This is a genomic window from Streptomyces sp. NPDC006259 (assembly GCF_042870975.1).
In the GTDB taxonomy this organism is placed as follows: domain Bacteria; phylum Actinomycetota; class Actinomycetes; order Streptomycetales; family Streptomycetaceae; genus Streptomyces.
In genome coordinates this window covers 164,185-191,171 of sequence record NZ_JBIAHY010000003.1, presented here as the reverse complement: position 1 = coordinate 191,171, position 26,987 = coordinate 164,185, and the positions used below count along the sequence as shown (strand labels likewise).

The window sequence follows — 26,987 nt, the reverse complement described above, 5'->3', positions numbered from 1 at the left end:
GCCGCGAGGGAGCGTACGGATCAAGCCAGGGAGGATCGGGGACGATGAACGTCCATTCAAACGTCACCTCGATGAATATCCGTATGCGCCCGTTGTTATCTCCCTCACCACGCCGTACTTCCGGATTTCCCAGAGACGTTGCCTAGAATTTGGTCCGGACACGACACTCGGAGGGAGCGGTGACCGTGCGACGGGACTTCAAGGAGTCTGCCAGATGCCGCTCCGACCTGGTCATCGGCAGGGACGAGCTGTTCACGTCCGCCCGTGAGCAGCTCACCCGCGGCGGCAGTGTCCTGCTGCACGGCCCGGCCGGAATTGGAAAGTCGACCGTGCTGCGCGCATTGGCCGCGGATTACGGCGACGCGGCCCGCACCGTGCTGCGCTGTTCGGCCACCGAGTCCGAAAGCCATCTGCCCTTCCTGGCCCTGGCCGATCTCTTCGGTCTGGTTCTGGACGAGGTGGCCGACAAGCTGCCCTCCGCCCAGCGCACCGCCCTGGAATCGGCGCTGACCGGCCGTGGCGAATCGACTCTGCAACGCGACGGCCTCGCCCTGCGCCTGGCCGTGCTCTCGGCGCTGCGCGCCCTCGCCGCCGACCGGCCCGTGCTGCTCGTCGCCGACGACATGCAGTGGCTCGACTCGGCCAGCGCCGAACTGCTCGGCTTCGCCGCCCGCCGCCTCGGCGACACCCCGGTGCAGCTGCTGTGCGCGGTCCGCACCGAGGGACAGGAGTACGACCGCCATCTACGCGCGTCCCCGCCCGACACCCTCGCCGTCCGCCTGAACCCGCTCTCCCCCGCCCAGGTGTCCACGCTGCTCGACCACCGCGGCTACACCGACCTGCCCCGCTCGACGGTCCGCGAGATCCACCGCACCAGCGGCGGCAACCCCCTGTTCGCCCTGGAGCTGGGCCGCGCCCTGGGCGAGAACCCGACCCCGCCGCGGCCCGGCGAGCCGCTGCCCGTGCCGACCTCGCTGCGCGCCCTGGTGCTCAGCCGTCTCGACATGCTCTCCGACGACGCGCGCCGCACCCTGCTGGTGGCCAGCGCGGGCGCCCGTCCCACGCTGGCGCTGCTGCACGCGGCCGGGCGGGAGAACGCCGAGGCCGAGACCGCCCAGGCCGCCGCGCTCGGGCTGCTGGCGACGGAGCCCGAGGGACCGGCCGTACGGTTCGCGCATCCGCTGATCTCGGCGGCGCTGTACGCGGAGGCACCCGCCCAGGAGCGGCGGGCCGCTCACACGGCGCTGTCCACGGCCGCCTCCGACCCGATCGAACGGGCCCGGCACCTCGCGCTGTCGACCACCGGCACCGATCCGGTGGTGGCCGCCCGGCTCGCCGAGGCCGCCGCGCTGGCCCGAGACCGGGGGGCGCCCTCGGTGGCGGCCTCGCTCGGGCTGCTCGCGGCCCGGCACACCCCCACGGAAGGCGGCGGGCCGGCCCCGGACGAGCGGCGACTGGAGGCCGCCGAGGACGCGATCATCGCCGGCGAGGTGGACCTCGCCCGGGACATCGCCCGCGAGGTGCTGACCCGGGCGACGGCGCCCGCGGAGCGGGTGCGGGCCTGGATGGTGGTGATCGAGGCGGCCGGGCAGGCGCTCGGTGACGTCGACGCCGTCTATCCGCAGGTGCTCGCCGACGCGGGCGACGACCCCGTCCTGCTCGCGCAGGTCCACTACCAGCTGGCCTGGCGCGGGCTGGTCGTGCAGGGCGACTTCGCGGAGGCCCGCGAGCAGGCCGCGCACGCCGCGGAGCTGGCCGCGCGCGGCGGGGACCGGCGCAACGAGCTGATGGCGCTGGCCTTCCAGGCCTCGACGGAGACGCTCATGGGCCACCCGGACGCGCCGGCGACGATCAAGCGGGCGCTGAAGGAGCCCCAGGACCCGTACGTGGCGTGCCATCACAACGGGGCGGGCATGGCCAGGTTCCGCTGGCTGCTGATGAGCGATCAGCTGCCCGAGGCACGTTCGACGATCACGGCGTTGCTGCGCGAGGCGCGGCGGCGCGGCATGGTCGAGAGCGAGGTGCACTTCCAGCGTTTCCTCGCCGAGACCGAACTGCGTTCCGGACACTGCGGGCGCGCGCTGGACCTGGCGCGCGAGAGTCTGCGGCTGGCCCGCGACTCGGGGATCGGCCTGGGCGCGTCCGCGATGCTCACCTCCCTCGCCGAGGCGTCCGGCGGTGAGGTCGGCCGGGCGCTGGAGCTGGCCCGGGAGGCCGCCGAGCGTGCCGAGGAGGACGGCGACCAGATGTATCTGTCGCGGGCCCTGGCCGCCCTGGGCCATGCCCAGTCGGTCGCGGGGGACGCGGCGGGCGCGGTGGCCTCGCTGCGCCGGGTACGGGAGCTGGAGGCGGGCCTCGGCATCAACGACCCGGCCCGCGGCCGCTGGCAGGGTGATCTCGCCGAGGCGCTCGTCCTGGTCGGCGAGACGGGTGAGGCGCAGGAACTCATCGACGTCACGCGCGAGCACGCCCTCCGGCTGGGCCGGGAGAGCATCCTGGCGGTGCTGGACCGGGCGGAGGCGCTGGTGCGGGCCGCGCGGGGCGACCAGGAGGGCGCGCTGGTCCGTCTGACGTCCGTCCAGGACCGGTTCGCCAAGCTGGGCTACGGGCTGGAGGAGGCGCGGGCGGCGTTCGCCATGGCCCGGCTGCGCACCCGGCGGCCGGGGCCGACGTCGTACGACGAGGCGGCGCGGCTGTTCCGGCGGTGCCGGGCGCTGCCGTGGCTGCGGCAGGTCGAGGCGGCCGCCGCCGAGGAGCCGGCCGCTCCGCCCGTGCCGACCGCGCCGGTTCCCGCCTTCGACGCGCTGGAGGGGCTGGCGTCGATGGAGCGTCAGGTGGCCGCTCTCGTGATGGAGGGCGCCACCAACCGGGAGATCGCCGCGCGGCTGTTCATCAGCGTGAAGACGGTGGAGGCGACCCTGACCCGGGTCTACCGCAAACTGGGCATCCGCTCACGGGTGGACATCGTCCGCCTGGCGGCGGGACGCCACGCGAAGTGAGACCCCCGCGGGCTCCCCGCCCGCACGGGTCCGGCACGCCGGGGGTCGCGGGAAGCGGTGCTGCGCGAGGGCCTTGGAGCACGAGGGCTCCAGGCGCGGTCCCGGCCCGCCGGATTTCCCGAACGCGGGCCCTCCAGCGGGGTTCCCGGAGCCGGGTCCGGCACGCCGGGGCCTCTCGGACCCGGGGGCTGGAGTGCTGGCTCCTGGAGCACAGGGCTCGGGCACGACGGGTCGTGGAGCCGGGTTGTCCGGAACGCGAGTCCCGTTGGCGAGTTCTCGGGCTGCCGGTTGTCGGAGGCGGTCTACCGCCTGCGCGGGTCCGGCACGCCGTGGCTTCTTCGACGCGGCTCCTGCAAGCACGGTCGCCGGAACACCGGTTCCTGAAGTCCCGGCTCCAGAGCGCGGGTCCGGGGCGCCTGGGTTCGCCGAACGTGGCTCCGGTGAGCGCGGGTCGCCGGTAGGCGGGGCCCTGGAACGGCGGCCTCGCGGGTCGCGGGATCGCGGAGCGTGGGGTCCTGTGGAGTCCCGGCTCCGGGAGCGCGGGTCCGGCACGCCCACGTTCGCCGGACGTGGCTTCGGGGGCGCGGGTTGTCGGTAAGCAGGGCCCTGGAACGGCGGCCTCGTGGGTCGCGGGATCCCGGAGCGTGGGGTCCTGTGGAGTCCCGGCTCCGGGAGCACGGAGCCGGCACGCCCACGTTCGCCGGACGTGGCTTCGGGGGCGCGGGTTGCCGGTAGGCGGGGCCCTGGAGCGCCGGCCTCGTGGGTCGCGGGATCGTGGAACGTGGGCCCCGTGGAGTGCCTGCACTCGGGGCGACCGAGGGTTTTCCCTCCCCAACTCCCTTAGGGGAGTCCCTCATTGGGGGCGCTGGGCACCCGGTTCTAGCGTAAGGGACGTGCCGCTCGCCGGGCACACGGGGGTCGGTCCCGCGACTCCCGTGCAATCCCCCACACCCGCGCGACCCCCCACCGGCAACTCCCTCAGCAAGGAGATCGATGTTCGGGCTCCCCCGTGCCAAGAAGGCCGCGGCTCTCGCGGCGGCGTCGGCCGCCGCGTTCGCGACCGCCCTGCTCAGCGCCCCCACCGCTGTGGCAGCACCCCAGCCGATCGTCGGCGGCACCACCACGACGACGACCGCGTACCCGTTCATGATGCAGATCACGGACGCCTCGCAGAACCAGTTCTGCGGCGGCACCCTGGTGTCGGCGACCAAGGTGGTCACCGCCGCCCACTGCATGGTCGGCGAGACGACCAGCAGCGTCCGGGTCGTCGGCGGCCGCACGTACCTCAACGGCACGAACGGTACGGTCAGCCGGGTCAGCAAGATCTGGATCAACCCGGACTACACCGACGCCACCAACGGCGACGACGTGGCCGTCCTGACCCTGTCGACGTCGATGCCGTACACCAAGGCGTCGTACGTCACTTCCTCCCAGACCAGCCTGTACGCGGCCGGCACCACCGCCCGGGTGCTCGGCTGGGGCACGACCTCCGCGAGCGGCAGCTCCTCCAACCAGCTGCGCACCGCGACCGTGCCGATCGTGTCCAACTCCAGCTGCGCGAGCAGCTACGGCTCCGACTTCGTCGCGAGCGACATGGTGTGCGCCGGATACACGTCCGGTGGCGTAGACACCTGCCAGGGCGACAGCGGCGGTCCCCTGCTCATCGGGGGCGTCCTGGCAGGCATCACTTCATGGGGCGAGGGCTGCGCGGCAGCCGGTTATCCGGGTGTCTACACCCGGCTGACCACCTTCTCGAACCTCGTGACCGCGCAGGTGAACTCGTAGTCGTCGGTCACCGCGCGACCCCGAAGAACCCCTGAGGACCCCTCAGGTGAAAGACCGGGGGGCGCTGCGAGCCTCCACGAGCGGCCCGCAGCGCCCCCTCTCCACGTCCTGGCGGAGCCCGCCCGCTACCGGAGCACCGTGCCGAAGCGGACGTCGTACGACGACGACTCCCCGTACATGGCCGTCAGCAGCCGTTCCGCCTCGGCCGTCACCTCCTGCCGCCGCTCCCCGTCGAGGGGGCCGAAAGGCTCGACGACGAGGGCGTCCGCCTCCAGCTTCCACACCCCGGCGAGGAAGCCGTCGACGAGGAGGGTGGCGTAGGCCTGGTTGCCCTGCCAGGCACGGCCCCGGTGCTCGGGCGGCACGACCCGGCCGCGGTCGGCGTGGGAGAGCAGCAGGTTGTCGAACTCGGGCAGGAAACGGGGCGGGGCCGGGGTGTCCGGGTCCGGGCGCGGGGCGTCGGGCAGGTCGAAGAGTTCGACGCCGTTGTCGTCGCGGAAGGTGACCAGCCGCGGGCGGAGCCGTTCGAAGGTGTCCCGCAGCCGGGTCAGTCCGGCCCAGATCTGCATGTCCTTGACGGAGGCCGGCCCGAAGGCGGCGAGGTAGCGCAGGACGGTGGCGTCGAGCGTCGGGGCGGGCTCGGCGGGGCGGCCCAGCCAGTGCTCGGCGGTGGTCAGCGCGACCTGTCCGCTTCTGCCCCACAGCCCGCGCGGGGTGACCTGGACCAGCGGGAGTTTGCAGCGGGCGGCGATGGCGAGGGCCTGCGGATCGGCGTCCGGCCACTCGACGGCGAGCGCCTCCCGCAACTGCTTCATGGTGCGCGGCTCGGCCTCCACGAGGTCACGGGCGAGGGCGGCCAGCCGGTCGAGGTCGACTCCCGGCAGTCCCTTGCGGAAGATCGTCAGCTCCCGGTCGCGGGCGGGCTGCACCAGCGGCCGCAGGGTGAGGCAGTCCTGGGCGGTGTGCGTGTGGATCGTCGAGCGCATGGTCACGATGCGGACGACCGCACGGTCGGCCATGAGCGCCGACAGCCGCTCCGGCGTGAACCCGTCGAGGCGGGCGGCGAGGGCGAAGTACGGCGGTTTGACGTTCTGCGCCTGGAGACCGACGAGGTGCTCCACCGCGGCCGTCACCGACAGCTCGGACCGGCGCAGGAGGAGCTGGCGCGCCAGGGTCGCCCGGTTGAGGGCGCGGGGGCCGAGCAGCGGGGCGGGGGCGGTGGACGTCGTCTTCCTCATGAGGGGACGATAGCGGCGATCGAGGTCAGGTTCTGGCCTATATGGCGTCCGTGACGCCGGGAGCCACGGCAGTCCGGGGACGGTCGGCGGGGGATGACGACCGGTCCGAACTGCCGTGGCCCGTTCAGGGGGTGCCGCGGCTAGCCGCGGCTCTTGGCGCGGTACAGGTACATGGTCAGCGGGGCGAAGATCGCGGTGATGACCGCGCAGGCGAGCAGGACCCAGCCGATGTCGGCGCCGCTCGCGTTGCCGTGGACCAGTCCGCGTACGGCGGTGGCGGCGTCACTGACCGGGTTGGCCTCGACGATCGCCTCCATCCAGCCGGGCATGGTGTCGGGCTCCACGAAGATGTTGCTCGTGAAGACCAGGGGGAACATCACCAGCATGCTGGTGCCGGACACCGTCTCGGGCGCCTTGGCCACCACGCCGAGGGCGGCGAAGATCCAGCTGACGCTCAGGGCGAAGACCAGCAGCAGGAGCATCGCGGCCAGCACGCCGCCCACCCCGCCGTCGGGGCGGAAGCCCAGCGCGAGGCCGACGCCCATCGTCGTGGTGAGGGCCAGTACGTAGCGGACCACGTCACCGAGGAGACTGCCCACGATGGTGGCCGGCTGCCAGAACGGCAGCGTGCGGAAGCGGTCGTAGATGCCCTTGGTGATGTCCATGTTGAGGGCGGTGCCGGTGTAGACCGTCGGCATGATGACGGTCTGGACGAGGACGCCGGGGAGGAAGTACTGGAGGTACTCCTTGGTCGAGCCGGCGAACGCGCCGCCGAAGAGGTAGGTGAAGGTCAGCAGGAAGATGATCGGCATCAGCGTGACGTCGAACAGCACGGCCACGCCGTAGTGCTTCATCTTCCGCATCGTCCGCCAGGCCGATACCCGTACGGCGGTCAGCGGGTTGGGGCGGGAGGGGCGGATCTGGCTGGTGAGGGCCTTGCGCAGGGCGTCGGCGGGGACGCCGGGGGTCGCGGCCGTCTCGGAGGTGAGGGTCATGCGGCGTCCTCCTGGGTGTCGGTGCTGTCTTCCGCGGGGCGCCCGGTCAGGGCCAGGAAGACCTCGTCGAGACTGGGCCGGCCGAACGCGAAGTCCGCGACGGCGATCTGTGCGTGGGCGAGGTCGGCGAGGGCCTTCGCGACCCTCTCGGGCTCGTCCGTCCGGACGGACAGCGCGAACGGATCGGACTCCTGGAAGACCGGCGCCGCGAGTGCCCGGGTGAGCAACTGGGAGGCCTCGGGCCGGCTTTCGGCCTTCACGAGCCGCACGTGGAGGGCTCCCGTGCCGACCGACGACTTCAACTCGCCGGTGGTGCCCTCGGCGATGACCCGGCCGTGGTCGATGACGGCGATCCGGTCGGCCAGTTGGTCGGCCTCGTCCAGATACTGCGTGGTGAGCAGGATCGTGGTGCCCAGGGCCACCATGGCCCGCACGCTGTCCCACACCTGGTTGCGGCTGCGCGGGTCGAGTCCGGTGGTCGGCTCGTCCAGGAAGAGCAGGTCCGGGGTGATGACGAGGCTGGCGGCGATGTCGAGCCGACGGCGCATGCCTCCGGAGAAGGTCTTGGACTGCCGTCCGGCCGCCTTCGTCAGGTCGAACGCCGCCAGCAGTTCCTCGGAGCGCTCCGCGGCCTGCGCCCGTGAGAAGCCCAGCAGCCGGGCCAGCAGCGTCAGGTTCTCGGTGGCCGTGAGATCCTCGTCGATCGAGGCGAACTGGCCGGTGAGGCTGACCCGGCTGCGTACCGCCTCGGCCTCCTTGACGACGTCGTGTCCGAGCACCCTGGCGGTTCCGCCGTCGGGGGTGAGCAGGGTGGCCAGCATCCGGATCGTCGTCGTCTTGCCCGCGCCGTTGGGTCCCAGCACGCCGTACACGACGCCCTGGGGGATGGCGAGGTCGACGCCGTCGACGGCACGGGTCTCACCGAAGCTCTTGACGAGGCCCGACGTCTCGATGGCAAGGGTGGATTGCGAACTCAATCTGTGACTCCTCGGTCCTGATGCGCCACGAGGGCCCCCGCGCCACGGCTGACGCGCAGAAAGGACCCCTGAGGGTGGTAGAGCGGGAAGGAACGGCACTCAGGGTCAGTAATCAAATTTGACCACTCCCCCAAGCTAGAGCACGGGAGACTCACTATGCAAGTTTGATTAGTGAGGCCCGCGAAGCGCCGCCAGTTCGCCGACGGCGCTCGGGGAGCAGGCCGCGACCCCGGCGTCCCGGAGCTGGCCCGGGGCTTCCCCCGCCAGCTCGTACGCCCCCGAACTCACCCGTTCCAGCAGGTCACGGGTCCACTCGACGCCCAGGTCGGCGTACCGTGTGCGCATCCTCCACAGCTCCGCCAGATGCGGAGGGAGCCCTTCGGCGCGAGCCGTCTCGGATTCCTGCCGCAGCACCGCGCGCTGTGCCTCCAGAACGCCCAGGCGCGTCGAGAGGGCGGCGACGGCACGGTCACGGGAGAGGGCGGGCATCAGCGCGAGGCCGGCGCTGAGCGTGTCGTCCCGGCGCTCCGGGCGCTCCAGGGCGTCGACGAGCAGCCGGAAGAACTCCTCCTCCCCGGCGGGCGTCACGCTGTAGTCCACCCGTCCCGGCCAGTCCGTGATCTCACTGGCCGCCAGCAGGCCGTCCTTCGCCAGCTGCCGCAGGGCGTGGTAGATGGAGCCGGGTTTGACGTTGGCCCACTCGTCGATCCCCCAGGACAGCAGCTCGGCGCGGACTCGGTAGCCGTGCGTCCTGCCGAAGCCGCGCACCACCCCGAGGACCAGTAAACGCGTCGCCGACATCGTCACTCCCGTTCCGTCCGGTGCGGCCTTCCGCCTGCCGGCCGCCTGCCTGGCGTCAGCATAGTGAGCCGCCGGAACGCGGCGGCGGGGGTGCGGGGCGCGACCCGCCCCGCACCCCCGCGACCCACGCGACACAGCGGCGGACGAGCGGCCGGCCGTGGGGCGGGCGCCAGGTCAGGCGCTCGCCTCCAGGGCGACCTTCGGGATGTCCGGCAGCTTGCCGAGCCGCACCAGCAGGGGGCGCATGTTGATGACGTCCCAGTGCTCCACGACCTTGCCGTCGGCGAAGCGCAGTTCCTCCACCAGGTGCCAGCTGACACGCTGTCCGGTCGGCTGGACGCCCATGAACTCGCCCTGGTGGGTCGCGGTCACGGTGATCCGCAGGGCGACCCGGTCCTCCTCGGCCATGATGCTCTTCACTTCGAGCTGGAGATCGGGGAACGCCTTCAGCCCGCCCTCCATGAGTTTGATCATGTCGGCGGAACTCACCTCGTTGTCCTCGGAGTAGTGCACGATGTCCGGCGACCAGTGCTTGATGATCCCGCTCAGGTCCCACCTGTTCCAGGCGGCGACCATCTCCAGACACAGCGCCTTGCGCTCGGCCATTGACATGGCGACTCCTCGCAGTCTCGCGGACGATGTCACGCCAGACTGCCCCTCCCCCGCATGAGAACGGCTACAGGATCCGTCCATTCCGCCTGGAGCCGCCGGAGCGGGTCCGGGTCCATCGGGGCTCACGGGTTCCTGTAGGCCCGCGCGGCAGCCTTGGCGTCGCAACGAGCACCGTTCCACTCGCCGAGGAGGGGCCTTGAACATCCTGTTGACCGGCGCCACGGGCCAAGTCGGCCGCCATGTGACGGAAGGTCTGGCGGCTTCGGGGCACCGGGTGCGGGCGCTCACCCGGTCGCCGGAGGCCGCCGCGCTGCCGGCCGGTGTCGAGGTCGTCCAGGGCGACCTGGAACGGCCGGACACCCTGGCCGCCGCTCTGGAGGGCATCGAGCGGATGTACCTCTTCCCGGTCCCCGAGACCGCCCACGAGGTCGCCACGCTGGCCCGGAAGGCGGGGGTGCGGCACATCGTCGTCCTGTCGTCCAGCTCCGTCCTCAGCGACGACGAGGCCAACCACAGCGCCCGGCACCACCGCACGGTCGAGCGGGCGGTCGAGGACAGCGGGGTCGAGTGGACCTTCGTCCGCCCCGACGAGTTCGCCGGCAACGTGCTCTGGAAGTGGGGTCACTCGATCCGGACGGAGAACGTGGTGCGCGCACCGTACGGAAGGGCCGCCCGCGCGCTCGTCCACGAGGCGGACGTCGCCGCGGTGGCGGTGGCCGCGCTGCTGGAGGACGGTCACGCGGGCGCGCGGTACGAGGTGACCGGGCCCCGGGCTCTGACCCAGGTGGAACAGGTCGGCGTGCTGGCGGAGGTGCTCGGCCGGGAGATCCGCTTCGAGGAGCTGAGCCGCGACGCGGGGCGGGCCGCGATGAGCGGCTCGATGCCGCCCCCGGTCATCGAGATGGTGCTCGACTACCTCGCGGAGTCCGTCACCACCCCCGGTCCGGTGACCGATGTGGTGCGGCAGGTCACGGGCCGGGAGGCACGCACCTTCGCGCACTGGGCGGCGGACCACGCGGACAGCTTCGGCACCGCCGGCTGAGGGAGGGGAACGCGCATGTACGGACCCGGAATGGCCGAGATCTACGAACTGCTCCACGAGTCACGGGGAAAGGACTACCGGGCGGAGGCCGCCACCGTCGCCGGACTCGTCCGGGCCCGCAATCCGCAGGCGGACTCCTTGCTGGACGTCGCCTGCGGCACCGGCGCCCATCTGCGCCACTTCGCCCAGCTGTTCGACAAGGTCGAGGGCGTGGAGCTGTCCGACGCCATGCTGTCGATGGCACGCTCCGCGGTACCCGCCGCCGTCCTGCACCGCGGTGACATGCGCGACCTCGCTCTGGGGCGCTCCTACACCGCGATCACCTGCATGTTCGGCTCGATCGCCTATCTGAAGGACGTCGACGAACTGACCTCGACGCTGCGGTCCTTCGCCGAGCACCTCGCCCCCGGCGGCGTCGTGGCGGTCGACCCCTGGTGGTTCCTGGAGACCTCCCTGGAACACCATGTGTCCGGGGACACGGTGACCGTGGGATCACGGACGATGACCCGCGTCTCGTACACGGAACGCGAGGGCAGCACCTCGCACATGACGGTGCACTACGTGGTGGCGGAACCGGGAAGCGGCGTACGGCACTTCGCGGAGCGGCACCGCCTCACCCTCTTCACGCGGGCCCAGTACGAGGAGGCCTTCGCGCGGGCGGGCCTGCGTGTCGCCTATGTCGGCGGGATCCAGTCGGGCCGGGGGCTGTTCCTCGCGGACGGACCGGAGCCGGCCGGGCGCGGCTGAACCGCGCGTCGCCTTCCCGGCGGGATCGGTCCTGCCGACGGCTGTTCCTCGCGGTCGGAGGGGAGCCGACCGCGCGCGGCTGAAAGCGGGCCGGCACAGGCCAAGTCCACTCCGAAGGGGCGGAGCGGAGCCGGCCGGGCGCGGCTGAACCGCGCGTCGCCTTGCCGGCGGGATCGGTCCTGCCGACGGCTGTTCCTCGCCTACGGACCGGAGCCGGCCGCGCGCGGCTGAACCCGGCCCGGCCCCGGCGAAGTCCACGCCGAAGGGGCGGTGGCCGCGGGAAGCGGTCACCGCCCCTTCGGCCGGTCGGTCAGCCGGGCAGCCGTACGGACAGCGCGTGCCGGAAGACGTCGTGCGGGTCCCAGCGGGCCTTGACCCTCTGCAAACGCGGGTAGTTGCCCTTGTAGTAGAGGGTGTGCCAGGGGACGCCCGAGGTGTTCCACTCCGGGTCGGCCAGGTCGATGTCGGGGTAGTTGATGAAGGTGCCCTCGGTGCGGTCGTCGGGCACCGGGACCCCGCCGGTGGTGGCGAACACGTCGCGGTAGATCTCCCGGATCCAGGCGAGGTTGGCGTCGTCCTGGAGGGGATCCATCCAGGTGGCGGACATCCACACCTTGATGATGGAGTCGCGCTGGGCGGTGGCCGTGGCCGTCTCCGGCACGGAGTTGACCTTTCCGCCGTACGAGTAGAGCGAGACCTCTCCCCACACCTGGGAGTCGGCGCTCAAATACCGGTAGAGCGTGGCGGTCTGGGCGGCGGTCCACGGCTTGCGCAGGTACGCGCCCTTCGACTTGGTCCGGTCGAAGCCGCCGGTGTCGAACTTGTCGGCCAGCGTGGCGCGGAGCCAGGGTTCCGTGCTCCGCTGGACGACGGGCTCGACGCCCGTTCCCTCGTTGATCGCGGCCACGAAGTCGTTCAGCAGCCCCTCGGCGCCGTCCAGCCCGCCGTCGGTCTGGATGTCGAGCAGGATCTGCCCGGCGGCGCGGCTGTTGAGGTAGAAGACGCTGTGCAGGCTGGCGTACGGGGTGCCGGCGGCGCTGTTGCGCTGGTGCCAGGCCCCGTGGTTGTCGATGATCCGGGTGAATGCCGTCTCGGTGAGGGCGGACCAGTCCCAGGTCACGATGTGCCGCAGGGTCGATCGGGGGGCCTTGGGCAGCAGCGCCGACGGGTCGTTGCCCGTGGCTCCGGGGGTGCGGAACCAGTACCGGGTGACGATCCCGAAGTTGCCTCCGCCCCCTCCGGTGTGGGCCCACCACAGCTCGCGGTTGGGGTCGTCGGCGGCGTTGGTGGCCACGACCTTGCGGGCCCGGCCGGAGGCGTCGACGAAGACGACCTCGACCGCGTGGAGATGATCGGCCACCACGCCGTCCCGGCGGGACAGCGGCCCGTAGCCCCCGCCCAGGACATGGCCTCCGACACCGACCTGGGGGCAGACGCCGGCCGGGATGGTCACGCCCCAGTCGAGGTAGAGGGCGCGGTACGTCTCGCCGAGCGTGGCGCCGGGCTCGACGGCGAACGCCCGCCTCCCGGAGTCGTAGGAGACCTGTCTCATCTGGGACATGTCGATGACGGCCCGGACGGCGGGATCGTCCACGAAGCCTTCGAAGCAGTGCCCTCCGCTGCGCACGGCGAGCCGCTGGCCCGCGTCCAAGGCTTTGTTCACCGCGTCGACGACCTGGTCCGCGGTGTGGACGACGTACACGACGTCGGGCCGGCCGCGGAACCGCCCGTTGAAGCCCCGGGTGACCAGGTCCTGGTAGCGCCGGTCGGCCCGGTCCACCTTGACGAGCCCGGTTCGCGGGCCGCACGCGCCGCCTTCCGTCAGTTCCGGGACGGCCGCCTCGGCGGCCGGGGTTCCGGCCAGGGCCGTGGTCACCACGGTGGCTCCGCCGACCGCTGCCGCACTGCCGAGGAATCCGCGGCGCGTGAATTCGTTCAACACAAACACCCTTCCTTCACCTGCGTCATGTTCTTCCGTGCCTTCGGGAACGGATCACTTCCGGGCCGTCCGCGGTCACGACCGGACGGGCTCCAGGATGACCACCGGAATTTCCCGGTCGGTCTTCTTCTGGTAACTCTTGTACTGGGGGAAAATCCCGGTCATCAGCTTCCAAAGAGCCGGTTTCTCCTCGGCGGTCGCCGTGCGGGCCCGCACATCGAGGTGTTCCTCGCCGATCTGGACATGGGCCTCGGGCGTGGCGACCAGGTTGAGATACCACAACGGGTGGTCGGGCTTTCCCCCGTTCGAGCCGACCACGATGATGTTCTCGCCGTCCCGGCCGTAGATCACCGCGGTACGGCGGAGCCGGCCCGACACCCGGCCGCGGGTGGTGAGGAGCAGCGTGTCGAGCCCGTACCACTTCTGCCCCTCCTTCCCGCCGCTGCGGTCGTAGCGGCGGATGTGCGCCGCGACCCATCCCGTGGGGCTGTCCACGGGCGTCTCGTCCCGCTGTTCCGTCGGCTCCGGCTGGTCCTTCTCCGGCATGACCCCTCCGAACTAATCAAATTTGTCTAGCGGTCACCCTAGTCACGCCGGATCGAGCAGCGCAATCGACCGTGGTCACGGCCGGTCAGTACGACCGGCCGCCGCCGAAGGCCGTGGCCGGCGCGGCGACGGTGGTCCGGCGCACCGTGAAGCGGGGTTCGAAGGCGGTGTCCGCGTTGAGGACCGCCTGGTGCAGCCGCTGCACCTGCGGCCCCGGTTCCAGGCCGAGCCCCGCCACCAGCGCACCCCGCAGCCGGTGGAAGACCTGGAGCGCCTGGGCCCGGCGCCCGCTGAGGTGAAGGGCCCACATGTACTGCCCGTGCAGCCCCTCGTGCAGCGGGTTCTCCACGGTGAGGGCGGCCAGCTCGGCCAGCACCTCGCGGTACATGCCGAGCCGCAGTTCCACGTCGACCAGGTACTCGAAGGCGGCGAGCCGGGACTCCTCCAGCTGCCGGCGCCTGCTCTCCAGGACCCGCCCGGCCGGTACGTCCGCCAGCGCGGGACCCCGCCACAGCAGGAGCGCCTCGTTCAGGTCCCGCACCCCGGCCGCGTCGTCGCCGCGCACCAGGGCCTCCCGGCCGGAGGTCACCAGCCGCTGGTAACGGTGGACGTCGAGCACGCCCGCCTCGGCGGCCAGCGCGTATCCGCCCGCCCGGGTCACCAGGACGTCGCGGGCCACCTCGGCGGTGGTCAGTCCGGTGACCGCGGAGAACATCTTGCGCAGGTTGAGGATGTACGTCTGCAGGGTGGTCAGACCGCTGGTCGGCGGATCCTCGTCCCACAGGTCCCGCACCAGCGAGGGCACGGGCACCACCTGTCCCGCGTGGACGAGCAGCATCGCCAGCACGTTCCGCAGCTTCGGGGCGCTCGGCGCGGTCGTCTCGCCGTTCACCCGCACGTACAGCGGTCCCAGAACACCGAACTCCATCGTGCCCCCCCTTTTTTTACTTCGCCGTTTTCCGTGCCGTCGAAGAAGTCACCCTCAAGGCCGGCGGTGTTCCGTCTCCGGCCACGGCTCGCCGAGCTGGCGGTAGGTGCCCTGGTAGTCGGGCCAGTCGCGGTGGTGGTGGATCTTCCCGTCGACGAAGTGGAGGAGATGGATCTGCTCGCCGGAGAACAGCCGTCCGGTCGGCGCCATGCCGACCATCTCACCGACGTGCCGGCCGTAGAGCACCAGCCGGGCCCGCACCCAGTCGCCCCGCTCCTCGATGCCCACCTCCTCCAGGCGCGCCTCCTCGGAGAACGTCTTCTTGACCCAGGCGACATTGATCGCGAAGAGTTCGGGGCCGCGCAGCGAGGTGAATTCCAGGGTTCCCGGATTCATGTATTCCGGATGGATGTAGTCGGCCACATCGTCGGTTTTCCCGGTGTTGTACGCCTCGACCATGCGCCGAGCTGCCGCTATCTGCTCACTCACGCTTTCTCCTCCTGAATCGGTGCGGAACGTGCTGGACTCAATTCTTAGGAGACGACGCCACCGCTAACAAGGGCCAACAGACTCCGGACGGACTTATTTACGTTTGTCCAGTCACATTCCAGTGGCACTCCAAGACCGCTCCACCCGTGCCCGAGAACGGAGGAGAAAAGTGGGAAATCCTTCGAGAGACCGGGAGAGCCAGTGGACACGTCCACCTACAAATCCGAAGTGGCGGCCGCCTTCAACAGCGCCGCGGCGACCTACGACCGGCTCGGCGTGGAGTTCTTCACCCCGATGGGCCGGCGGCTCGTCGAACGCGCGGCGCCCGCCGCCGGCGCCCGGGTCCTCGACGTCGGCTGCGGGCGGGGCGCGTGCGTCTTCCCGGCGGCCGAACGGGTGGGGCCGGCCGGCCGGGTCGTGGGCATCGATGTCGCCGAGGCGATGATCGAGGAGGCCTCGAAGGAGGCCGCGCTGCGGAACGCCACCACGGTGGAGCTGCGGGTGATGGACGGGGAGCACCCCGACTTCGCACCGCGCTCCTTCGACGTGGTCATGGGCAGCTACAGCGTCATCTTCCTGCCCGACGCGCCCGCGGCGCTGGCCCGTTACGCGCCGCTGCTCTCCCCCGGGGGACGACTCGCCTTCACCAGCCCGGTGTTCAGCGAGGACACCTTCCCCTTCCTGCCCCCGGTGTTCACCGAACTCATCCCGCGCGAGCTGCTGCTCGACCTGCCGCCGCAGTGGCAGCCCGACCAGCTCCAGCAGCGCTTCAACAGCTGGCTCGCGGACCCCGACGACCTCACCCGCACGCTGGAGCGGTGCGGCTTCCAGGACGTGACGGTGGTCGACGAACCCGTCCGGCTGGTGGCCGAGTCGGGCCTGGCGTGGGTGGACTGGTCGCACACCCAGGGCATGCGCCTGCTCTGGAACCACCTCGCGGAGGACAAGCGCCGGCAACTGCGGGAGCGGCTGATCACCTCGCTCGACGCGATGCGGGACGGCAACGGCCCGCTCACCATCGACACCCCGGTGCGCTACGTCACCGCGACCGTACGCGACTGACGCCCCGCCCCGGCCGGTTCGCGGGACGGGGCGCCGGGTCGTACGGTCAGCGGGCCGCGGCCGGCCGTGACGGTGTGCCGCGGTCCTCGCTTGCGGGGTCGGCCGGACGGCCCGCCGTCGCGGTCCCCGCCGCCGTGATGAGCGCCGCGGCGGCGGCCACCGCGGTCCGGTCCGCCTCCGGGGGCCCCGGCCGGGCCGGGAGCAGTGACACCACGACGCTGCTGCCCCGGCGGACGGCCGGGTGGCGGCGGGCCAGCTGGGACAGCCCCTGGCCCGGCCCCACCTCCACCAGCAGGTGGTCCCCGGTGGCCAGCAGCCCCTCCAGGGCGGGCCAGAACAGCACCGGCGCCACCGGCTGCCGCGCCCAGAAGGCGGGGTCCTGGATGTCGGACCCGGTCAACGGGGCGGCGGTGTAGGCGGAGTGGACCGGCATCGCCGGCGGGTGCTTGCGCACCGCGGCGAAACGTGCGGCGGCCCCCCGGCAGGCGGGTTCGAGGACCGGGCTGTGGAAGGCACTCAGCGACGGCACCGGACGGCAGACGAACCCGGCTTCCCGCAAGGCGCGGCCGATCTCCTCCAGCGGGCCGTCCGGCCCGGCCAGCACGGTCTGACGGGGGGCGTTGACCGCGCCCACCACGACGTCACCGCTCAGGTACGGTGCCACCTCCGCCGTGGACGCGGCCACCGCGAGCATGCCGCCCGGCGGAGCCCCGGCCAGCCGCCGTATCCGGTCGAGGACCAGAGCGGCGGCGTCCCGCGGGCTGAACACCCCGGCCAACGCCGCCGCGGCCAACTCCCCGATGCTGTGCCCCAGGAGGGCCGCCGGCCGCACTCCCCAGCTGAGCACCAGCCGCCCCAGCGCGTGGTCCACGGCGAAGAGCAGCGGCTGCGAGCGGGTGACGTGGTCGATCTCCGTGGCGGGCCGTTCGGCCAGCCAGTCCTCGCGCAGCGGAGCGCCCTCGGGGCCGGCCGCGTCGAAGAACTCGTCCATCGCGGCCGTGAACACCGGCTCGTGCCCGTAGAGCCCCGCGGCCATCCGCTGGTGCTGGGAGCCCTGGCCCGGCAGCAGCAGGGCGACCGGCAGGGCCCCCGTGCCGGTCATTCGGCGCCTCCCGTGCGCGGGGTTCCGGCCCAGCCGGGCCGTTCCAGCATCTCGACGACCGCGCAGGAGTAGGTGAACCCGGCGCCCACGCTCACCCACAGGACCAGGTCCCCCGCGCCGACGGCGCCGGAGCCGACCAGGTGGTCGAAACCGGCGATCTGGTCACCGGCGCCGAGGTGCCCGACCGCGCGGCTCCACTCCCAGGTGGTGCGGTCCTCCGCGATCCCGAAGCGCTTGAGGAATCCCGCCCGCAACCGCTTGCGGCCCATGTGGGGCAGGACGAATCGGTCGATGTCGGCGAGGTCGGCCCCGGCCGCCGCGAGGGCCCGCTCGACGGCGGCGTCCCGCGCCGCCGCGCTGGTGGCGATCACCTGGGTCACCCGGCGGGTGGCGAGGAAGTCCTTCTTGCAGGCCTCCAGGTCGACGACCGGGCGGTGACCGAACGGGGCGTTCCCGAAGGGGTCGTCACCGCGGTGCATCCCCTCCAGGTCGGGAGCGGAGACGGTGGCCAGTCCGCGGATCCGGGCGAAGCCCTCTCCCGAGGACAGCACCAACGCGGTGCCCCCGTCGCCGTAGAAGGTGCCGGGATCGCTGCGCCAGCGGTCGAAGCCGGGCGGGCGGAAGGCGTCACCGGTCGTCACCAGGACGCGCCTGCGCGCCTCCCCGGCCCGCGGTGCCACGCTCAGGTGGTCGACCGCGAGCCCGAGCGCGGCCATCCCGCCGTTGGAGACCTGGCCCACCTCGATCGCGGGGCACTGGTTGCCGACGGCGACGCGCTGGACGTAGGAGGCGGGCGCCCACAGGTCGTGCCCTTGGTAGAAGAAGCTGGCGTGCAGGATCAGCGACACGTCGTCGGCGCCGCAGCGCCCGAGGGCGGTCCGGGCCGCCCGCGCCGCCATCTCCGGTGCCGGCTCGTCCCACGCCACGGCCACCGACAGCATGGCGGTGGTCGCGGCCAGGGCCTCGTCGCACAGCCCGGCCGCCACCGCGTCCGCGACCGGCGTCCGGGGCGGCAGCCACGCGCCGCACCCCGCGATCCGGATGTCGTCGCCCGCTCCCTCCGCGGTGGGAGCGGGCACCGCGTCGTCGAGGTACGCCCCACTCATCCGGCGGCCTCCGCCACGGGCGCGCTGCGGGCGAGTTCGGCGTTGACGGCCTCGACGAACGCGGCGGGGGTCAGCGCCTCGCCCATCGCCTCCTCGGGCAGGTCGATGCCGAGGCCGCGCTCCACCCTGCTGATCGCCTCCATCAGCGCCAGCGAGTCGTAGCCGAGCAGGGCGAACTCCTGCTCGGCGGCGTCGGACAGCTCGACGGTCTCCTCCTCGCCCGCGCACTCGCGCATGATCTGGAACAGTTCTTCCACGGTGAATGCCGACATGACGTCTCCAGGAGCGGCCGCTCGGGCCGCGGGTCGGGCCGGCCGGATACGGGCCGGCCGGGTGAACGGATGGCGGGCGGCCCCGGGCCGCCAGGGGTGGGGGCTCAGACCGCCGACGGACGGCGGACGACCATGGCGCTGTTGAATCCGCCGCGGCCCCGGGCCAGGACCAGCGCCGCGTCCCCGTCGACGGGCCGGGGGGAGCCGGTCACGAGGTCGATGTCGTAACCGGGGGCCGGTCCGTCGACGTGGACCGTCGGCGGCACGACGCCGTCGCGCAGCGCGAACAGGGCGGTGACGAGATCGAGCGGGGCGGCGCCCGCGTAGAGGCGCCCCGTCATGCTCTTGGGGACCGTGACGGGCACGCCGCGGGGGCCGAAGACCTCGGCCAGCGCCTGCGCCTCGGCCCGGTCGGACTCCGGTTCGCCCGCGCCGTCCGCGAGGACGAAGGCGATGGAGCGCGGGCTCAGCCGGGCGTCGGCCAGTGCGCCGCGGATCGCCCGGTCCAGGTTGGAGGGGCGGCCGGAGCCGGGGCGGGGATCGAAGGTGGCGGCGTACCCGCTGATCTCGCCGTGGCTGCGGGCCCCGCGCGCCCGCGCCCGTTCCCCGTCCTCCAGGGTGAGGATCGCCCCGCCCTCCCCCGGCACGTGGCCGTCGGCGGCCGGGTCGAACGGCAGGTAGGCGCGGGTGGGGTCGTCGCTGTCGCTGAGCATTCCGGCGGAGATCTGCGCGGCGAGCCCGTAGGGACACAGCGAGGCGTCCATGCCGCCGGTCAGCATGACCGGGGTGCCCCCGCGGATCCGGCGCCGGGCCTGTGCCACCGCGTCCAGACCGCCCGCCTGGTCGGCGACGAGGACTCCGGTGGGGCCGCGCAGATCGTGCCGGATGGAGACCTGACCGGAGTTGACCGCGTAGAACCAGGCGAACGACATGTACGCGCTCACGTGCCGGGGGCCCTCGCCCCACAGGTGGCCCAGCTCGCGCTGGCCGAACTCGAATCCGCCGGAGGCGCTGGCGGTGACTACCCCGCGCCCGTCCGCCGGCAGGCTGTCGGCGGACAGTCCGGAGTCCTCGAGCGCCCAGTCGGAGCCCGCCAGGGCGAACTGCGTGGTGCGGTCGGTCTGCGGGACGAGACGGCTGGGAACGTGGTCGCGCACCTCGAATCCGGTGACCTCGCCGGCCAGTCGGGAGGGGTACGAGGAGGGGTCGAAGCGGGTGATGCGGCCGATGCCGCTCTCGGCGCGCAGGGTCGCCGCCCAGAACTCCCGCGCCCCGATCCCGTTGGGCGCGAGCACGCCGATTCCGGTGACCACGGTCGCGGCGCTCATGGGCGCCTCCCCTCGGCGCTGGTGAGCACCATCGCGCTCTGGAACCCGCCGAAGCCGCTGCCCACCGTCAGCACGGTGTCGGTGACCTGATCGCGGGCGGTCAACGGTACGTAGTCGAGGTCGAGTTGGGGATCGGGCTCGTGCAGTCCCGCCGTGGGCGGCACCACTCCGTGCCGGATCACCAGGGCGGAGGCGGCGGCCTCGATGGAACCGACGGCACCGAGCGAGTGGCCGATGACCGCCTTGATGGAGCTGACCGGGACCCGGTGGGCGTGCTCGCCCAGGCTGTGCTTGATCGCGGCCGTCTCGTGGACGTCGTTCTGCCGGGTGGCCGTGCCGTGCGCGTTGACGTAGCCGACGGCGTCGGGGGCGAGGCGGGCGTCGTCGAGCGCGCCGGTGATGGCGGCGGACATCTCCAGCCCGTCGGGGCGCAGTCCGGTCATGTGGTGGGCGTTGGCGCGCCCGGCGAAACCGGCGACCTCGGCGTAGATCTGCGCTCCGCGCCGCAGGGCGGACTCGCGTTCCTCCAGGACGAGTACGGCCGCGCCCTCGCCGAGCACGAAGCCGCTGCGGGTCCTGTCGAAGGGCCGTGAGGCGTGCTCCGGGGTGTCGTTGCGCGGTGAGGTCGCCTTGATGGCGTCGAAGCACGCCACGGTGATGGGCGCGATGGGCGCGTCGCTGCCGCCCGCGATCATGATGTCGGTGGTGCCCTCCCTGATGAGTTCCAGCGCGTGCCCGAGGGAGTCGAGACCGGAGGTGCAGCCCGCCGAGACGAGCGCGGCGGGGCCTTCGGCGCCGGCCTCCCACGCCACCTCGGCCGCCATCGAACTGGGCACGAAGTAGTCGTACAGGTACGGTGTGCCCGCGGCGTGGTCGACCAGCCAGCGCTGCCCGCCGCCGCTGCGCGCGACGTACTCCTCCTCCAGCTTCTGGGTGCACCCCACGGCGGATCCGAGGCTGACGCCGGTCCGGTGCGCGTTGCTCTCGTCGATCTCGACGCCGCTGTCGGCGAGCGCCTCGCGGGCGGCGACCACCGCGAACTGGGTGGCGCGGTCCAGCCGTGCGGTGTCACGGGCGGTCAGGCCCGCGCGGGCCCCGTCGAAGTCGCACTCCGCGGCCATCCGGGAGCGGAACCCGGTCGGGTCGAAGGCCGTGATGGTCCTGGTCGCGGAGACACCGGAGACGATGCGCTCCCAGAACGCCTTGGTGCCGATGCCACCCGGGGCGATCACTCCCAGCCCGGTGATCACGACTCGGCGGGCCGTCATATGTCCTCCCCTGCGAAAGCCGGACGGGGGACCGGAGAGGTCGCCGAATCCACCGGATCCGGGCCGCTTCCGCGGTGCAGTCGCACCAGATACAGTTCGGGCCGGCTCTCGCTCAGGGCGCGCAGCGCACCGGCGTGCGGCCGGAAGTCGGGGTGCGAGACGGCCGCGCGGAAGGCGGCGACGTCCCGCCACTCGGCGACGTTGACGTACTGACCGGGCCGCTCCGCGTGCCGGCTGAGCGTGTGCCGGACGAAGCCCGGCTGCCGTGCCATGAACTCCGACGTCCGCGCGAACTCCTTCTCGAACACCTCGGGTTCGGCGTGCACGGTGAAGGTGTTCACGAAGGTGACGGCGTCGGCCCCCTCGGTGCCTGGCTCATGATCCGTCATCGATGGCCTCCTCGTTGGCCGGTCGGTGTGACCCGGCGTCGCTTGACACCGCACGTTCGTTCGTGTCGTACCAAGCTGCGGGCCTGGTCTCGGAGGCGGGTGGAAGGCCGATGGAGCCCGGGCCGGGCCGGGGTTCGAGCGCGCCTCAAGCGGCCGCTGACACCCTCGCAGTCGTCCGACACCGCATCGCAGGGACCGCTGAGGAGCCGTCATGCCGCCAGCAGCAGAACGCGTCGCCATCGTCACCGGTGCCACCAGCGGGATCGGTCTCGCCGTGGCCCGCGGCCTGGCCGAACAGGGGGCGCGGGTCTTCATCTGCGCCCGCGACGGCGATCGGGTCGCCCTCACCGTCAAGACGTTGCGCGAGGCCGGTCACGAGGTCGACGGCACCGCCTGCGACGTGCGCGACACCGGGCAGGTGCGCGCCTTCGTCCGGGCGGCCACCGAGCGGTTCGGCCCCGTCGACGCGCTGGTGAACAACGCCGGCCGCAGCGGCGGCGGCCACACCGCGCAGATCACCGACGAACTCTGGCTCGACGTGATCGAGACCAACCTCAACAGCGTCTTCCGCATGACCCGCGAGGTGCTGACGACCGGCGGAATGCTGGAGCGCGGAGCCGGACGGATCGTCAACATCGCCTCCACCGGCGGCAAGCAGGGCGTGGCACTGGGGGCGCCCTACTCGGCGTCGAAGCACGGCGTGGTCGGCTTCACCAAGGCCCTCGGCCTGGAGCTGGCGAAGACCGGCATCACCGTCAACGCCGTCTGCCCCGGCTATGTGGAGACGCCGATGGCCGAGCGGGTGCGCCAGGGGTACGCCGGTGCCTGGGACATCACCGAGGACGAGGTTCTGGAACGGTTCCAGGCGAAGATCCCCCTCGGCCGCTACTCCACGCCGGACGAGGTCGCCGGGCTCGTCGGCTATCTGCTCTCCCCGACCGCCGCGTCGATCACCGCCCAGGCGATGAACGTCTGCGGCGGACTCGGCAACTACTGACAGCGGGGTCCGGCCGCTCACGGCCGTGGACCGACAGAGGGGACCAGCATGGCGCACGAGGTGCACACGACCGAGCACACGATCACGGTGGCGGCCGCCCCGGAAGCCGTCTTCGGCCTGGTGGAACGGGCGCAGGACTGGCCGCACGTCTTCCCCCCGACCCTGCACGTGGAGTACCTGGAGCGCTCCGGGGACGAGGAGCGCCTGCGGATCTGGGCGACCGCCAACGGCGAGGTCAAGTCCTGGACCTCACGGCGCACCCTGGACCGCGCGGGTCTGCGGATCCGGTTCCGCCAGGAGGTGTCGCAGGACCCGGTCGCCGCGATGGGCGGGGAGTGGATCGTCGAGGGGCTGCCGGACGGCGGCAGCAGGGTGCGGCTGCTGCACGACTTCAGCGCCGTGGGCGACCTGGAGCACAACGTCGCCTGGATCCTGGCGGCGATCGAGCGCAACAGCGGGAAGGAGCTGGCCGCGCTGGAGTCCGCCGCGGCACGCGCCGGGACCGACGAGGAGCCGTACACCTTCGAGGACTCGGTGCGGATCGACGCCCCGGCCCAGGACGTGCGGGACTTCCTGCACCACGCCGGGCGGTGGCAGGAGCGACTGCCCCACGTCGCCCGGGTGCTGCTGAAGGAGGACACCCCCGACGTGCAGCACCTGGAGATGGACACCCGCGCTCCCGACGGTTCCACGCACACCACGGCCTCCGTGCGGATCTGTCTGCCGGACGGCCGGATCACCTACAAGCAGTCGCAGACCCCCGCGCTGATGTCCGTGCACACCGGGGAGTGGACGGTACGGGAGATCCCGTCCGGCTGCGTGGCCGTCTCCCGGCACACCGTCGTCGTCAACGCCGCGGCCGTCCCCAAGGTCCTCGGCCCCTCCTCGACCACCGCCGACGCCCGTGCCTTCATCCGGGACGCGCTGGGCGGCAACAGCACGATCACCATGCGCCACGCCAAGGAGTACGCGGAGGGGCGGGCCCGCACCGAGCCGGTGGAGCCGGCCGCGTACGGCTCCATCCAGCAGTTCTACGCCCGGCAGATGCGGCTTCTCGACGAGGGCGAGGCGCAGGCCTGGGCGGACACCTTCACCGAGGACGGGGCCTTCGACCAGAGCACGTTCGCCGAGCCGCTGCGCGGCCGGACGGCGATCGCGAAGGCCGTCGGCGCACGGCCCGCGGCGCCGCCCGGAACAGTGCGCCGGCACTGGCTGGGGCTGCCGGCCGCCTGGCGTTTCCCGGACGGTTCCGTGCGCACCGGTTACGACGCCCTGGTCGTCTCGACCGCCGCGGGCTCGGCTCCCGCGATCCGGCTCAGCACGTCCTGCCAGGACGTCCTGGTCGCCGACGGGGACGGCTGGCTGGTGCGCCACCGGTACGTCGGCCACGACGGCAGTTGAGCCCGCCGCGCGGACCGGGCCGGCTCCAGGGGAACGGCCCGGTCCGCGCGGGCCGCGGCATCACCACTCGCGAAAAGGGAGATCGATGAAGGTTCTGTTCACCACGTTCGCCGCCAAGTCCCATATGCACGCCCAGGTCCCGCTGGCCTGGGCCCTGCAGACCGCCGGCCACGAGGTCCGGATCGCCAGCCAGCCGGATCTGGCGGAGGACATCACCCGTACCGGTCTGACCGCCGTCTGTGTGGGTGAGCCGCTGGAGCTGGAAGCGCAGATGCAGCGGGTCAACGAGGGCCTGGGCGACGACGCCGAGATCATGGAGAGCCAGGCGGAAGCCGGGATGGACATGACCGAGACCCGTCCCGAGATGCTGACCTGGGACCACGTCCTGGGGGTCTTCACCTCGATGACCGCGATGGCGTTCCAGAACTCCTGCCCGGAACGCATGATCGACGACCTGGTCGCGTTCAGCCGCGAGTGGCAGCCCGACCTGGTCGTCTGGGACACGCTGTCGTTCGCGGGTCCGGTGGCCGCGCAGGTCACCGGCGCCGCCCACGCCCGGCTGCTGTTCGGGCTCGATCTGCTGGGGCGGATGCGCGAGACCTTCCTCGACCTCCAGGCGGAACGGCTGCCGGAGCTGCGGGACGACCCGCTGCGCGAGTGGCTGACCTGGACGCTGGGCCGCTACGGCGCGGAGTTCGAGGAGGAGGTCGCGGTCGGTCAGTGGACCATCGACCCGGTGCCCCCGTCGATGCGGTTCCCGGTGGCGCAGCCGTTCGTCCCGCTGCGCTACATCCCGTACAACGGGCAGGCCGTCATCCCGGACTGGCTGCACGAGCCGCCGAAGAAGCGCCGGGTCTGCCTGACCCTCGGGGTGGCCCACCGCGAGGTGCTGGACGGCGACCGCGCGTCCGTCGGTGAACTGGTGGAGGCACTGGCGGAACTGGACGTCGAGGTGGTCGCGACGCTCAACGCCAAGCAGCTCTCCGGTCTGCCGCGGCTGCCGGACAACGTCAGGGCCGTCGACTTCGTACCGCTCAACGCGCTGCTGCCGACCTGCTCCGCGGTCATCCACCACGGCGGCTCGGGCACCTTCCAGACCGCGCTGGCCCACGGTGTCCCGCAGCTCATCGTGCCCGACATGGTGTGGGACACCATCCACAAGGCCAAGCAGCTGGAGCGGTTCGGGGCGGGGCTGTACCTGCGCGACGTCGACCACTACACGGCGCAGGACGTGCGCGACCAGGTGCTGCGGCTGCTGGAGGAGCCGTCGTTCGCGGAGAACTGCGCGCGGATCCGCCGGGAGATGGTGGGCACGCCGAGCCCCAACGACATCGTCCCGCTGCTGGAGAAGCTCACCGCCGAACACCGCCGTGTCCGGGAGTCCGGCAGCACCGTCCGAGGGGAGCAGTAGATGGATTCCGCCGTGCAGTTCCGGGAACTCGCCGTCTCCGGCGCGTTCGTGTTCACCCCGCCCGTGTTCGAGGACGACCGAGGCCTGTTCACCTCGCCGTTCCAGGAACCGGCCTTCGTGGCGGCGCTGGGGCACCCGCTGTTCCGCGTCGCGCAGTCCAACCACAGCAGGTCACGGCGCGGCACCGTGCGGGGCATCCACTACACGGTCACGCCGCCGGGCGTGGCGAAGTACGTGTACTGCGCCCGTGGCAGGGCCATCGACATCGTGGTGGACATCCGCGTCGGCTCCCCCACCTTCGGCCGCTGGGACTCCTCCGTGCTGGACCCCGAGGGGTTCAGCGCCATGTACTTCCCGGTCGGCGTCGGGCACGCCTTCGTCGCCCTGGAGGACGACACGGTGATGTCGTACATGCTCTCGGGGAGCTACGAGGCCGAGCACGAGCTGGCGCTGTCCGCGCTGGATCCCGAGTTGGGCCTGCCGATCCCCGAGGACCTGGAGCCCCTGCTGTCGGTGCGGGACCGGGCGGCGCCCCGGCTCGCGCAGGTGCGGGCGGAGGGCGGCCTGCCGGAGTACGACAAGTGCCGTCGGATCGAGGCCGGCCTGTGGCGGCCCTGAGCGGTGCGGGCGGGCCCCGGATCGCGGTGCTGGGGGCGAGCGGCTGTGTCGGCCGCTGTGTCAGCGCCGCGCTGACACGCGAGGGGCACGAGGTGCTCGCGGTCGCCCGGCGCGGCGGGCCCGCGGTGGCGGACCACGTCTTCGCCGGGCTGGACGTGGCGGCGGTCCCGCCCGCCGAACTCGCGCGGCTGTTCGCCCGGCACCGGGTACGGGCCGTGGTCAACGCGACGGGCGGCTGGGGCACGACCGAGGAGGAGATGCGGTACGCGCACATCACCCTGGTCGACCGGCTGCTCCAGGCCCTGACGCTGATGGAGGACCGGCCGCGGCTGGTCCACCTGGGCTCCGTCCACGAGTACGGGCCGGTGCCCGAACCCCTCTCCGTCGACGAGGACCACGTGCCCCGGCCGACGACGATGTACGCCAGGACCAAGCTGGCCGGCTCCGAGCTGGTCCTGGACAGCACCCGCTCCGGCCGGGTGGACGGGCTGGTGCTCCGCCCCGTGAACGTGTGCGGGCCCCGCACCACCCCGGCCAGTTTCCTCGGGGCGGTCGTCGGCAGACTGCGGGCCGCCGACCCGGCGAACCCGGTGACGCTGCGCGTCGCCGACGCCCGGCGGGACTTCGTCGACGTACGGGATCTGGCCGAGGCCGTGGTTCTCGCGGTGGCCTCCCCCGCCACCGGACGGGTCGTCAACATCGGCCGCGGCGAGGCCACCGCGATGCGCGAGCTGGTGGAGCTGCTGGCCGCCGCAGCGGAGCTGCCGCCGGGAAGCCTGCGGATCGAGGACGGGCCCATCGACAGCAAGGGCGGCAACTGGACCCGGGCCGACATCCGGCTGGCCGGCCGGCTGCTCGGCTGGAAGCCGCGGATCCCGCTGGCCGAGGCGATGCGGGCGACCTGGGAGGAACCCGCCGGCTGAGACCGCCCGCAC

General features: G+C 72.5%; 25 protein-coding genes. 10 read left to right on the top strand and 15 right to left on the bottom strand.

The annotated features are described in order from the left end of the window. The first annotated feature begins 179 nt into the window (after positions 1–179). On the top strand, positions 180–2,999 hold the full coding sequence (locus ACFYO5_RS12290; RefSeq protein ID WP_388707539.1) for an AAA family ATPase: 2,820 nt from the start codon (positions 180–182) through the stop codon (positions 2,997–2,999). Between the two features lie 993 nt (positions 3,000–3,992). Then, positions 3,993–4,784 (top strand): S1 family peptidase, encoded by a 792-nt coding sequence (locus ACFYO5_RS12285; RefSeq protein ID WP_388707536.1) that lies wholly within the window; start codon positions 3,993–3,995, stop codon positions 4,782–4,784. A gap of 125 nt (positions 4,785–4,909) precedes the next feature. Here the strand turns inward: ACFYO5_RS12285 and ACFYO5_RS12280 are convergent, their stop codons facing one another. The 5 genes from ACFYO5_RS12280 to ACFYO5_RS12260 all read right to left on the bottom strand — a co-directional run bounded on the left by ACFYO5_RS12280 (position 4,910) and on the right by ACFYO5_RS12260 (position 9,407). Beyond that, positions 4,910–6,022 carry a winged helix DNA-binding domain-containing protein gene (locus ACFYO5_RS12280; protein ID WP_388707533.1) on the bottom strand — a complete coding sequence of 371 codons (1,113 nt, stop codon included), beginning with the start codon at positions 6,020–6,022 and terminating at the stop codon, positions 4,910–4,912. Positions 6,023–6,162: 140 nt separating this feature from the next. After that, positions 6,163–7,017, bottom strand: a complete 855-nt coding sequence (locus tag ACFYO5_RS12275) for an ABC transporter permease (protein ID WP_356561223.1) — start codon at positions 7,015–7,017, stop codon at positions 6,163–6,165. Further along, a complete protein-coding gene (locus ACFYO5_RS12270) occupies positions 7,014–7,994 on the bottom strand; it encodes an ATP-binding cassette domain-containing protein (protein ID WP_356561221.1) in 981 nt (326 codons plus the stop codon). Before ACFYO5_RS12270 ends, ACFYO5_RS12275 begins: the two co-directional genes overlap by 4 nt. 168 nt (positions 7,995–8,162) lie before the next feature. Further along, complete coding sequence (locus ACFYO5_RS12265) at positions 8,163–8,795, bottom strand: PadR family transcriptional regulator (RefSeq protein WP_388707529.1); 633 nt, start codon at positions 8,793–8,795, stop codon at positions 8,163–8,165. Between the two features lie 174 nt (positions 8,796–8,969). After that, positions 8,970–9,407, bottom strand: a complete 438-nt coding sequence (locus ACFYO5_RS12260) for an ester cyclase (protein WP_356562655.1) — start codon at positions 9,405–9,407, stop codon at positions 8,970–8,972. A 196-nt stretch (positions 9,408–9,603) separates the two neighbouring features. Here ACFYO5_RS12260 and ACFYO5_RS12255 point away from each other — a divergent pair, with 196 nt between their 5' ends. Together ACFYO5_RS12255 and ACFYO5_RS12250 are read left to right on the top strand one after the other, a co-directional pair. Next, positions 9,604–10,449: an NAD(P)H-binding protein gene (locus ACFYO5_RS12255; protein ID WP_388707526.1), complete on the top strand. Its 846-nt coding sequence runs from the start codon at positions 9,604–9,606 to the stop codon at positions 10,447–10,449. Positions 10,450–10,464: 15 nt separating this feature from the next. Next, on the top strand, positions 10,465–11,196 hold the full coding sequence (locus tag ACFYO5_RS12250; RefSeq protein ID WP_388707523.1) for a class I SAM-dependent DNA methyltransferase: 732 nt from the start codon (positions 10,465–10,467) through the stop codon (positions 11,194–11,196). A gap of 310 nt (positions 11,197–11,506) precedes the next feature. On the opposite strand, the gene ACFYO5_RS12245 is transcribed toward ACFYO5_RS12250, so the two are convergent. The 4 genes from ACFYO5_RS12245 to ACFYO5_RS12230 all read right to left on the bottom strand — a co-directional run bounded on the left by ACFYO5_RS12245 (position 11,507) and on the right by ACFYO5_RS12230 (position 15,098). Continuing rightward, positions 11,507–13,135, bottom strand: coding sequence for an FAD-binding protein (locus ACFYO5_RS12245; RefSeq protein ID WP_356562650.1), 1,629 nt, complete (start codon positions 13,133–13,135; stop codon positions 11,507–11,509). Positions 13,136–13,210: 75 nt separating this feature from the next. Beyond that, a complete protein-coding gene (locus ACFYO5_RS12240) occupies positions 13,211–13,681 on the bottom strand; it encodes a nitroreductase family deazaflavin-dependent oxidoreductase (RefSeq protein WP_388707520.1) in 471 nt (156 codons plus the stop codon). A gap of 85 nt (positions 13,682–13,766) precedes the next feature. After that, the gene (locus ACFYO5_RS12235) at positions 13,767–14,609 is read right to left on the bottom strand and encodes an AfsR/SARP family transcriptional regulator (RefSeq protein WP_356562646.1); all 843 of its coding nucleotides are present in this window, start codon (positions 14,607–14,609) and stop codon (positions 13,767–13,769) included. A gap of 54 nt (positions 14,610–14,663) precedes the next feature. Then, positions 14,664–15,098, bottom strand: a complete 435-nt coding sequence (locus ACFYO5_RS12230; RefSeq protein WP_388707516.1) for a SnoaL/DnrD family polyketide biosynthesis methyl ester cyclase — start codon at positions 15,096–15,098, stop codon at positions 14,664–14,666. 201 nt (positions 15,099–15,299) lie between these two features. Here ACFYO5_RS12230 and ACFYO5_RS12225 point away from each other — a divergent pair, with 201 nt between their 5' ends. Continuing rightward, positions 15,300–16,160, top strand: coding sequence for a class I SAM-dependent methyltransferase (locus tag ACFYO5_RS12225; RefSeq protein WP_388707514.1), 861 nt, complete (start codon positions 15,300–15,302; stop codon positions 16,158–16,160). A gap of 46 nt (positions 16,161–16,206) precedes the next feature. Here ACFYO5_RS12225 and ACFYO5_RS12220 read toward each other — a convergent pair whose 3' ends face one another. From ACFYO5_RS12220 to ACFYO5_RS12195, 6 genes are all read right to left on the bottom strand, one after another. After that, positions 16,207–17,262 (bottom strand): acyltransferase domain-containing protein, encoded by a 1,056-nt coding sequence (locus ACFYO5_RS12220; RefSeq protein ID WP_388707511.1) that lies wholly within the window; start codon positions 17,260–17,262, stop codon positions 16,207–16,209. Further along, on the bottom strand, positions 17,259–18,368 hold the full coding sequence (locus ACFYO5_RS12215; protein ID WP_388707508.1) for a ketoacyl-ACP synthase III family protein: 1,110 nt from the start codon (positions 18,366–18,368) through the stop codon (positions 17,259–17,261). Before ACFYO5_RS12215 ends, ACFYO5_RS12220 begins: the two co-directional genes overlap by 4 nt. After that, positions 18,365–18,640 carry an acyl carrier protein gene (locus ACFYO5_RS12210; protein ID WP_356562637.1) on the bottom strand — a complete coding sequence of 92 codons (276 nt, stop codon included), beginning with the start codon at positions 18,638–18,640 and terminating at the stop codon, positions 18,365–18,367. The genes ACFYO5_RS12215 and ACFYO5_RS12210 overlap by 4 nt, the downstream gene beginning before the upstream one ends. 104 nt (positions 18,641–18,744) lie before the next feature. Then, positions 18,745–19,968 carry a ketosynthase chain-length factor gene (locus ACFYO5_RS12205; protein WP_388707506.1) on the bottom strand — a complete coding sequence of 408 codons (1,224 nt, stop codon included), beginning with the start codon at positions 19,966–19,968 and terminating at the stop codon, positions 18,745–18,747. Continuing rightward, positions 19,965–21,236: a beta-ketoacyl-[acyl-carrier-protein] synthase family protein gene (locus tag ACFYO5_RS12200; RefSeq protein WP_388707503.1), complete on the bottom strand. Its 1,272-nt coding sequence runs from the start codon at positions 21,234–21,236 to the stop codon at positions 19,965–19,967. Before ACFYO5_RS12200 ends, ACFYO5_RS12205 begins: the two co-directional genes overlap by 4 nt. Further along, the gene (locus ACFYO5_RS12195; RefSeq protein WP_388707501.1) at positions 21,233–21,625 is read right to left on the bottom strand and encodes an antibiotic biosynthesis monooxygenase family protein; all 393 of its coding nucleotides are present in this window, start codon (positions 21,623–21,625) and stop codon (positions 21,233–21,235) included. The genes ACFYO5_RS12200 and ACFYO5_RS12195 overlap by 4 nt, the downstream gene beginning before the upstream one ends. A 211-nt stretch (positions 21,626–21,836) precedes the next feature. Here ACFYO5_RS12195 and ACFYO5_RS12190 point away from each other — a divergent pair, with 211 nt between their 5' ends. The 5 genes from ACFYO5_RS12190 to ACFYO5_RS12170 all read left to right on the top strand — a co-directional run bounded on the left by ACFYO5_RS12190 (position 21,837) and on the right by ACFYO5_RS12170 (position 26,975). Further along, a complete protein-coding gene (locus tag ACFYO5_RS12190) occupies positions 21,837–22,622 on the top strand; it encodes an SDR family NAD(P)-dependent oxidoreductase (protein ID WP_388707498.1) in 786 nt (261 codons plus the stop codon). 48 nt (positions 22,623–22,670) lie between these two features. Continuing rightward, positions 22,671–24,023: an SRPBCC family protein gene (locus ACFYO5_RS12185; protein ID WP_388707495.1), complete on the top strand. Its 1,353-nt coding sequence runs from the start codon at positions 22,671–22,673 to the stop codon at positions 24,021–24,023. 85 nt (positions 24,024–24,108) lie between these two features. Further along, a complete protein-coding gene (locus ACFYO5_RS12180; RefSeq protein WP_356562625.1) occupies positions 24,109–25,434 on the top strand; it encodes an activator-dependent family glycosyltransferase in 1,326 nt (441 codons plus the stop codon). Continuing rightward, positions 25,435–26,052 (top strand): dTDP-4-dehydrorhamnose 3,5-epimerase family protein, encoded by a 618-nt coding sequence (locus ACFYO5_RS12175; protein ID WP_388707492.1) that lies wholly within the window; start codon positions 25,435–25,437, stop codon positions 26,050–26,052. Beyond that, on the top strand, positions 26,040–26,975 hold the full coding sequence (locus tag ACFYO5_RS12170; RefSeq protein WP_388707489.1) for an NAD-dependent epimerase/dehydratase family protein: 936 nt from the start codon (positions 26,040–26,042) through the stop codon (positions 26,973–26,975). Before ACFYO5_RS12175 ends, ACFYO5_RS12170 begins: the two co-directional genes overlap by 13 nt. Positions 26,976–26,987: the final 12 nt, after the last annotated feature.

What these genes read in the sequence shown, in the direction of transcription:
- ACFYO5_RS12195 (WP_388707501.1), bottom strand. Translation starts at nt 21,625, where the DNA reads ATGACGGATCATGAGCCAGGCACCGAGGGGGCCGACGCCGTCACCTTC.
- ACFYO5_RS12175 (WP_388707492.1), top strand. Translation starts at nt 25,435, where the DNA reads ATGGATTCCGCCGTGCAGTTCCGGGAACTCGCCGTCTCCGGCGCGTTC.
- ACFYO5_RS12260 (WP_356562655.1), bottom strand. Translation starts at nt 9,407, where the DNA reads ATGTCAATGGCCGAGCGCAAGGCGCTGTGTCTGGAGATGGTCGCCGCC.
- ACFYO5_RS12235 (WP_356562646.1), bottom strand. Translation starts at nt 14,609, where the DNA reads ATGGAGTTCGGTGTTCTGGGACCGCTGTACGTGCGGGTGAACGGCGAG.
- ACFYO5_RS12275 (WP_356561223.1), bottom strand. Translation starts at nt 7,017, where the DNA reads ATGACCCTCACCTCCGAGACGGCCGCGACCCCCGGCGTCCCCGCCGAC.
- ACFYO5_RS12185 (WP_388707495.1), top strand. Translation starts at nt 22,671, where the DNA reads ATGGCGCACGAGGTGCACACGACCGAGCACACGATCACGGTGGCGGCC.
- ACFYO5_RS12200 (WP_388707503.1), bottom strand. Translation starts at nt 21,236, where the DNA reads ATGACGGCCCGCCGAGTCGTGATCACCGGGCTGGGAGTGATCGCCCCG.
- ACFYO5_RS12180 (WP_356562625.1), top strand. Translation starts at nt 24,109, where the DNA reads ATGAAGGTTCTGTTCACCACGTTCGCCGCCAAGTCCCATATGCACGCC.
- ACFYO5_RS12215 (WP_388707508.1), bottom strand. Translation starts at nt 18,368, where the DNA reads ATGAGTGGGGCGTACCTCGACGACGCGGTGCCCGCTCCCACCGCGGAG.
- ACFYO5_RS12265 (WP_388707529.1), bottom strand. Translation starts at nt 8,795, where the DNA reads ATGTCGGCGACGCGTTTACTGGTCCTCGGGGTGGTGCGCGGCTTCGGC.
- ACFYO5_RS12210 (WP_356562637.1), bottom strand. Translation starts at nt 18,640, where the DNA reads ATGTCGGCATTCACCGTGGAAGAACTGTTCCAGATCATGCGCGAGTGC.
- ACFYO5_RS12220 (WP_388707511.1), bottom strand. Translation starts at nt 17,262, where the DNA reads ATGACCGGCACGGGGGCCCTGCCGGTCGCCCTGCTGCTGCCGGGCCAG.
- ACFYO5_RS12205 (WP_388707506.1), bottom strand. Translation starts at nt 19,968, where the DNA reads ATGAGCGCCGCGACCGTGGTCACCGGAATCGGCGTGCTCGCGCCCAAC.
- ACFYO5_RS12240 (WP_388707520.1), bottom strand. Translation starts at nt 13,681, where the DNA reads ATGCCGGAGAAGGACCAGCCGGAGCCGACGGAACAGCGGGACGAGACG.
- ACFYO5_RS12285 (WP_388707536.1), top strand. Translation starts at nt 3,993, where the DNA reads ATGTTCGGGCTCCCCCGTGCCAAGAAGGCCGCGGCTCTCGCGGCGGCG.
- ACFYO5_RS12190 (WP_388707498.1), top strand. Translation starts at nt 21,837, where the DNA reads ATGCCGCCAGCAGCAGAACGCGTCGCCATCGTCACCGGTGCCACCAGC.
- ACFYO5_RS12280 (WP_388707533.1), bottom strand. Translation starts at nt 6,022, where the DNA reads ATGAGGAAGACGACGTCCACCGCCCCCGCCCCGCTGCTCGGCCCCCGC.
- ACFYO5_RS12250 (WP_388707523.1), top strand. Translation starts at nt 10,465, where the DNA reads ATGTACGGACCCGGAATGGCCGAGATCTACGAACTGCTCCACGAGTCA.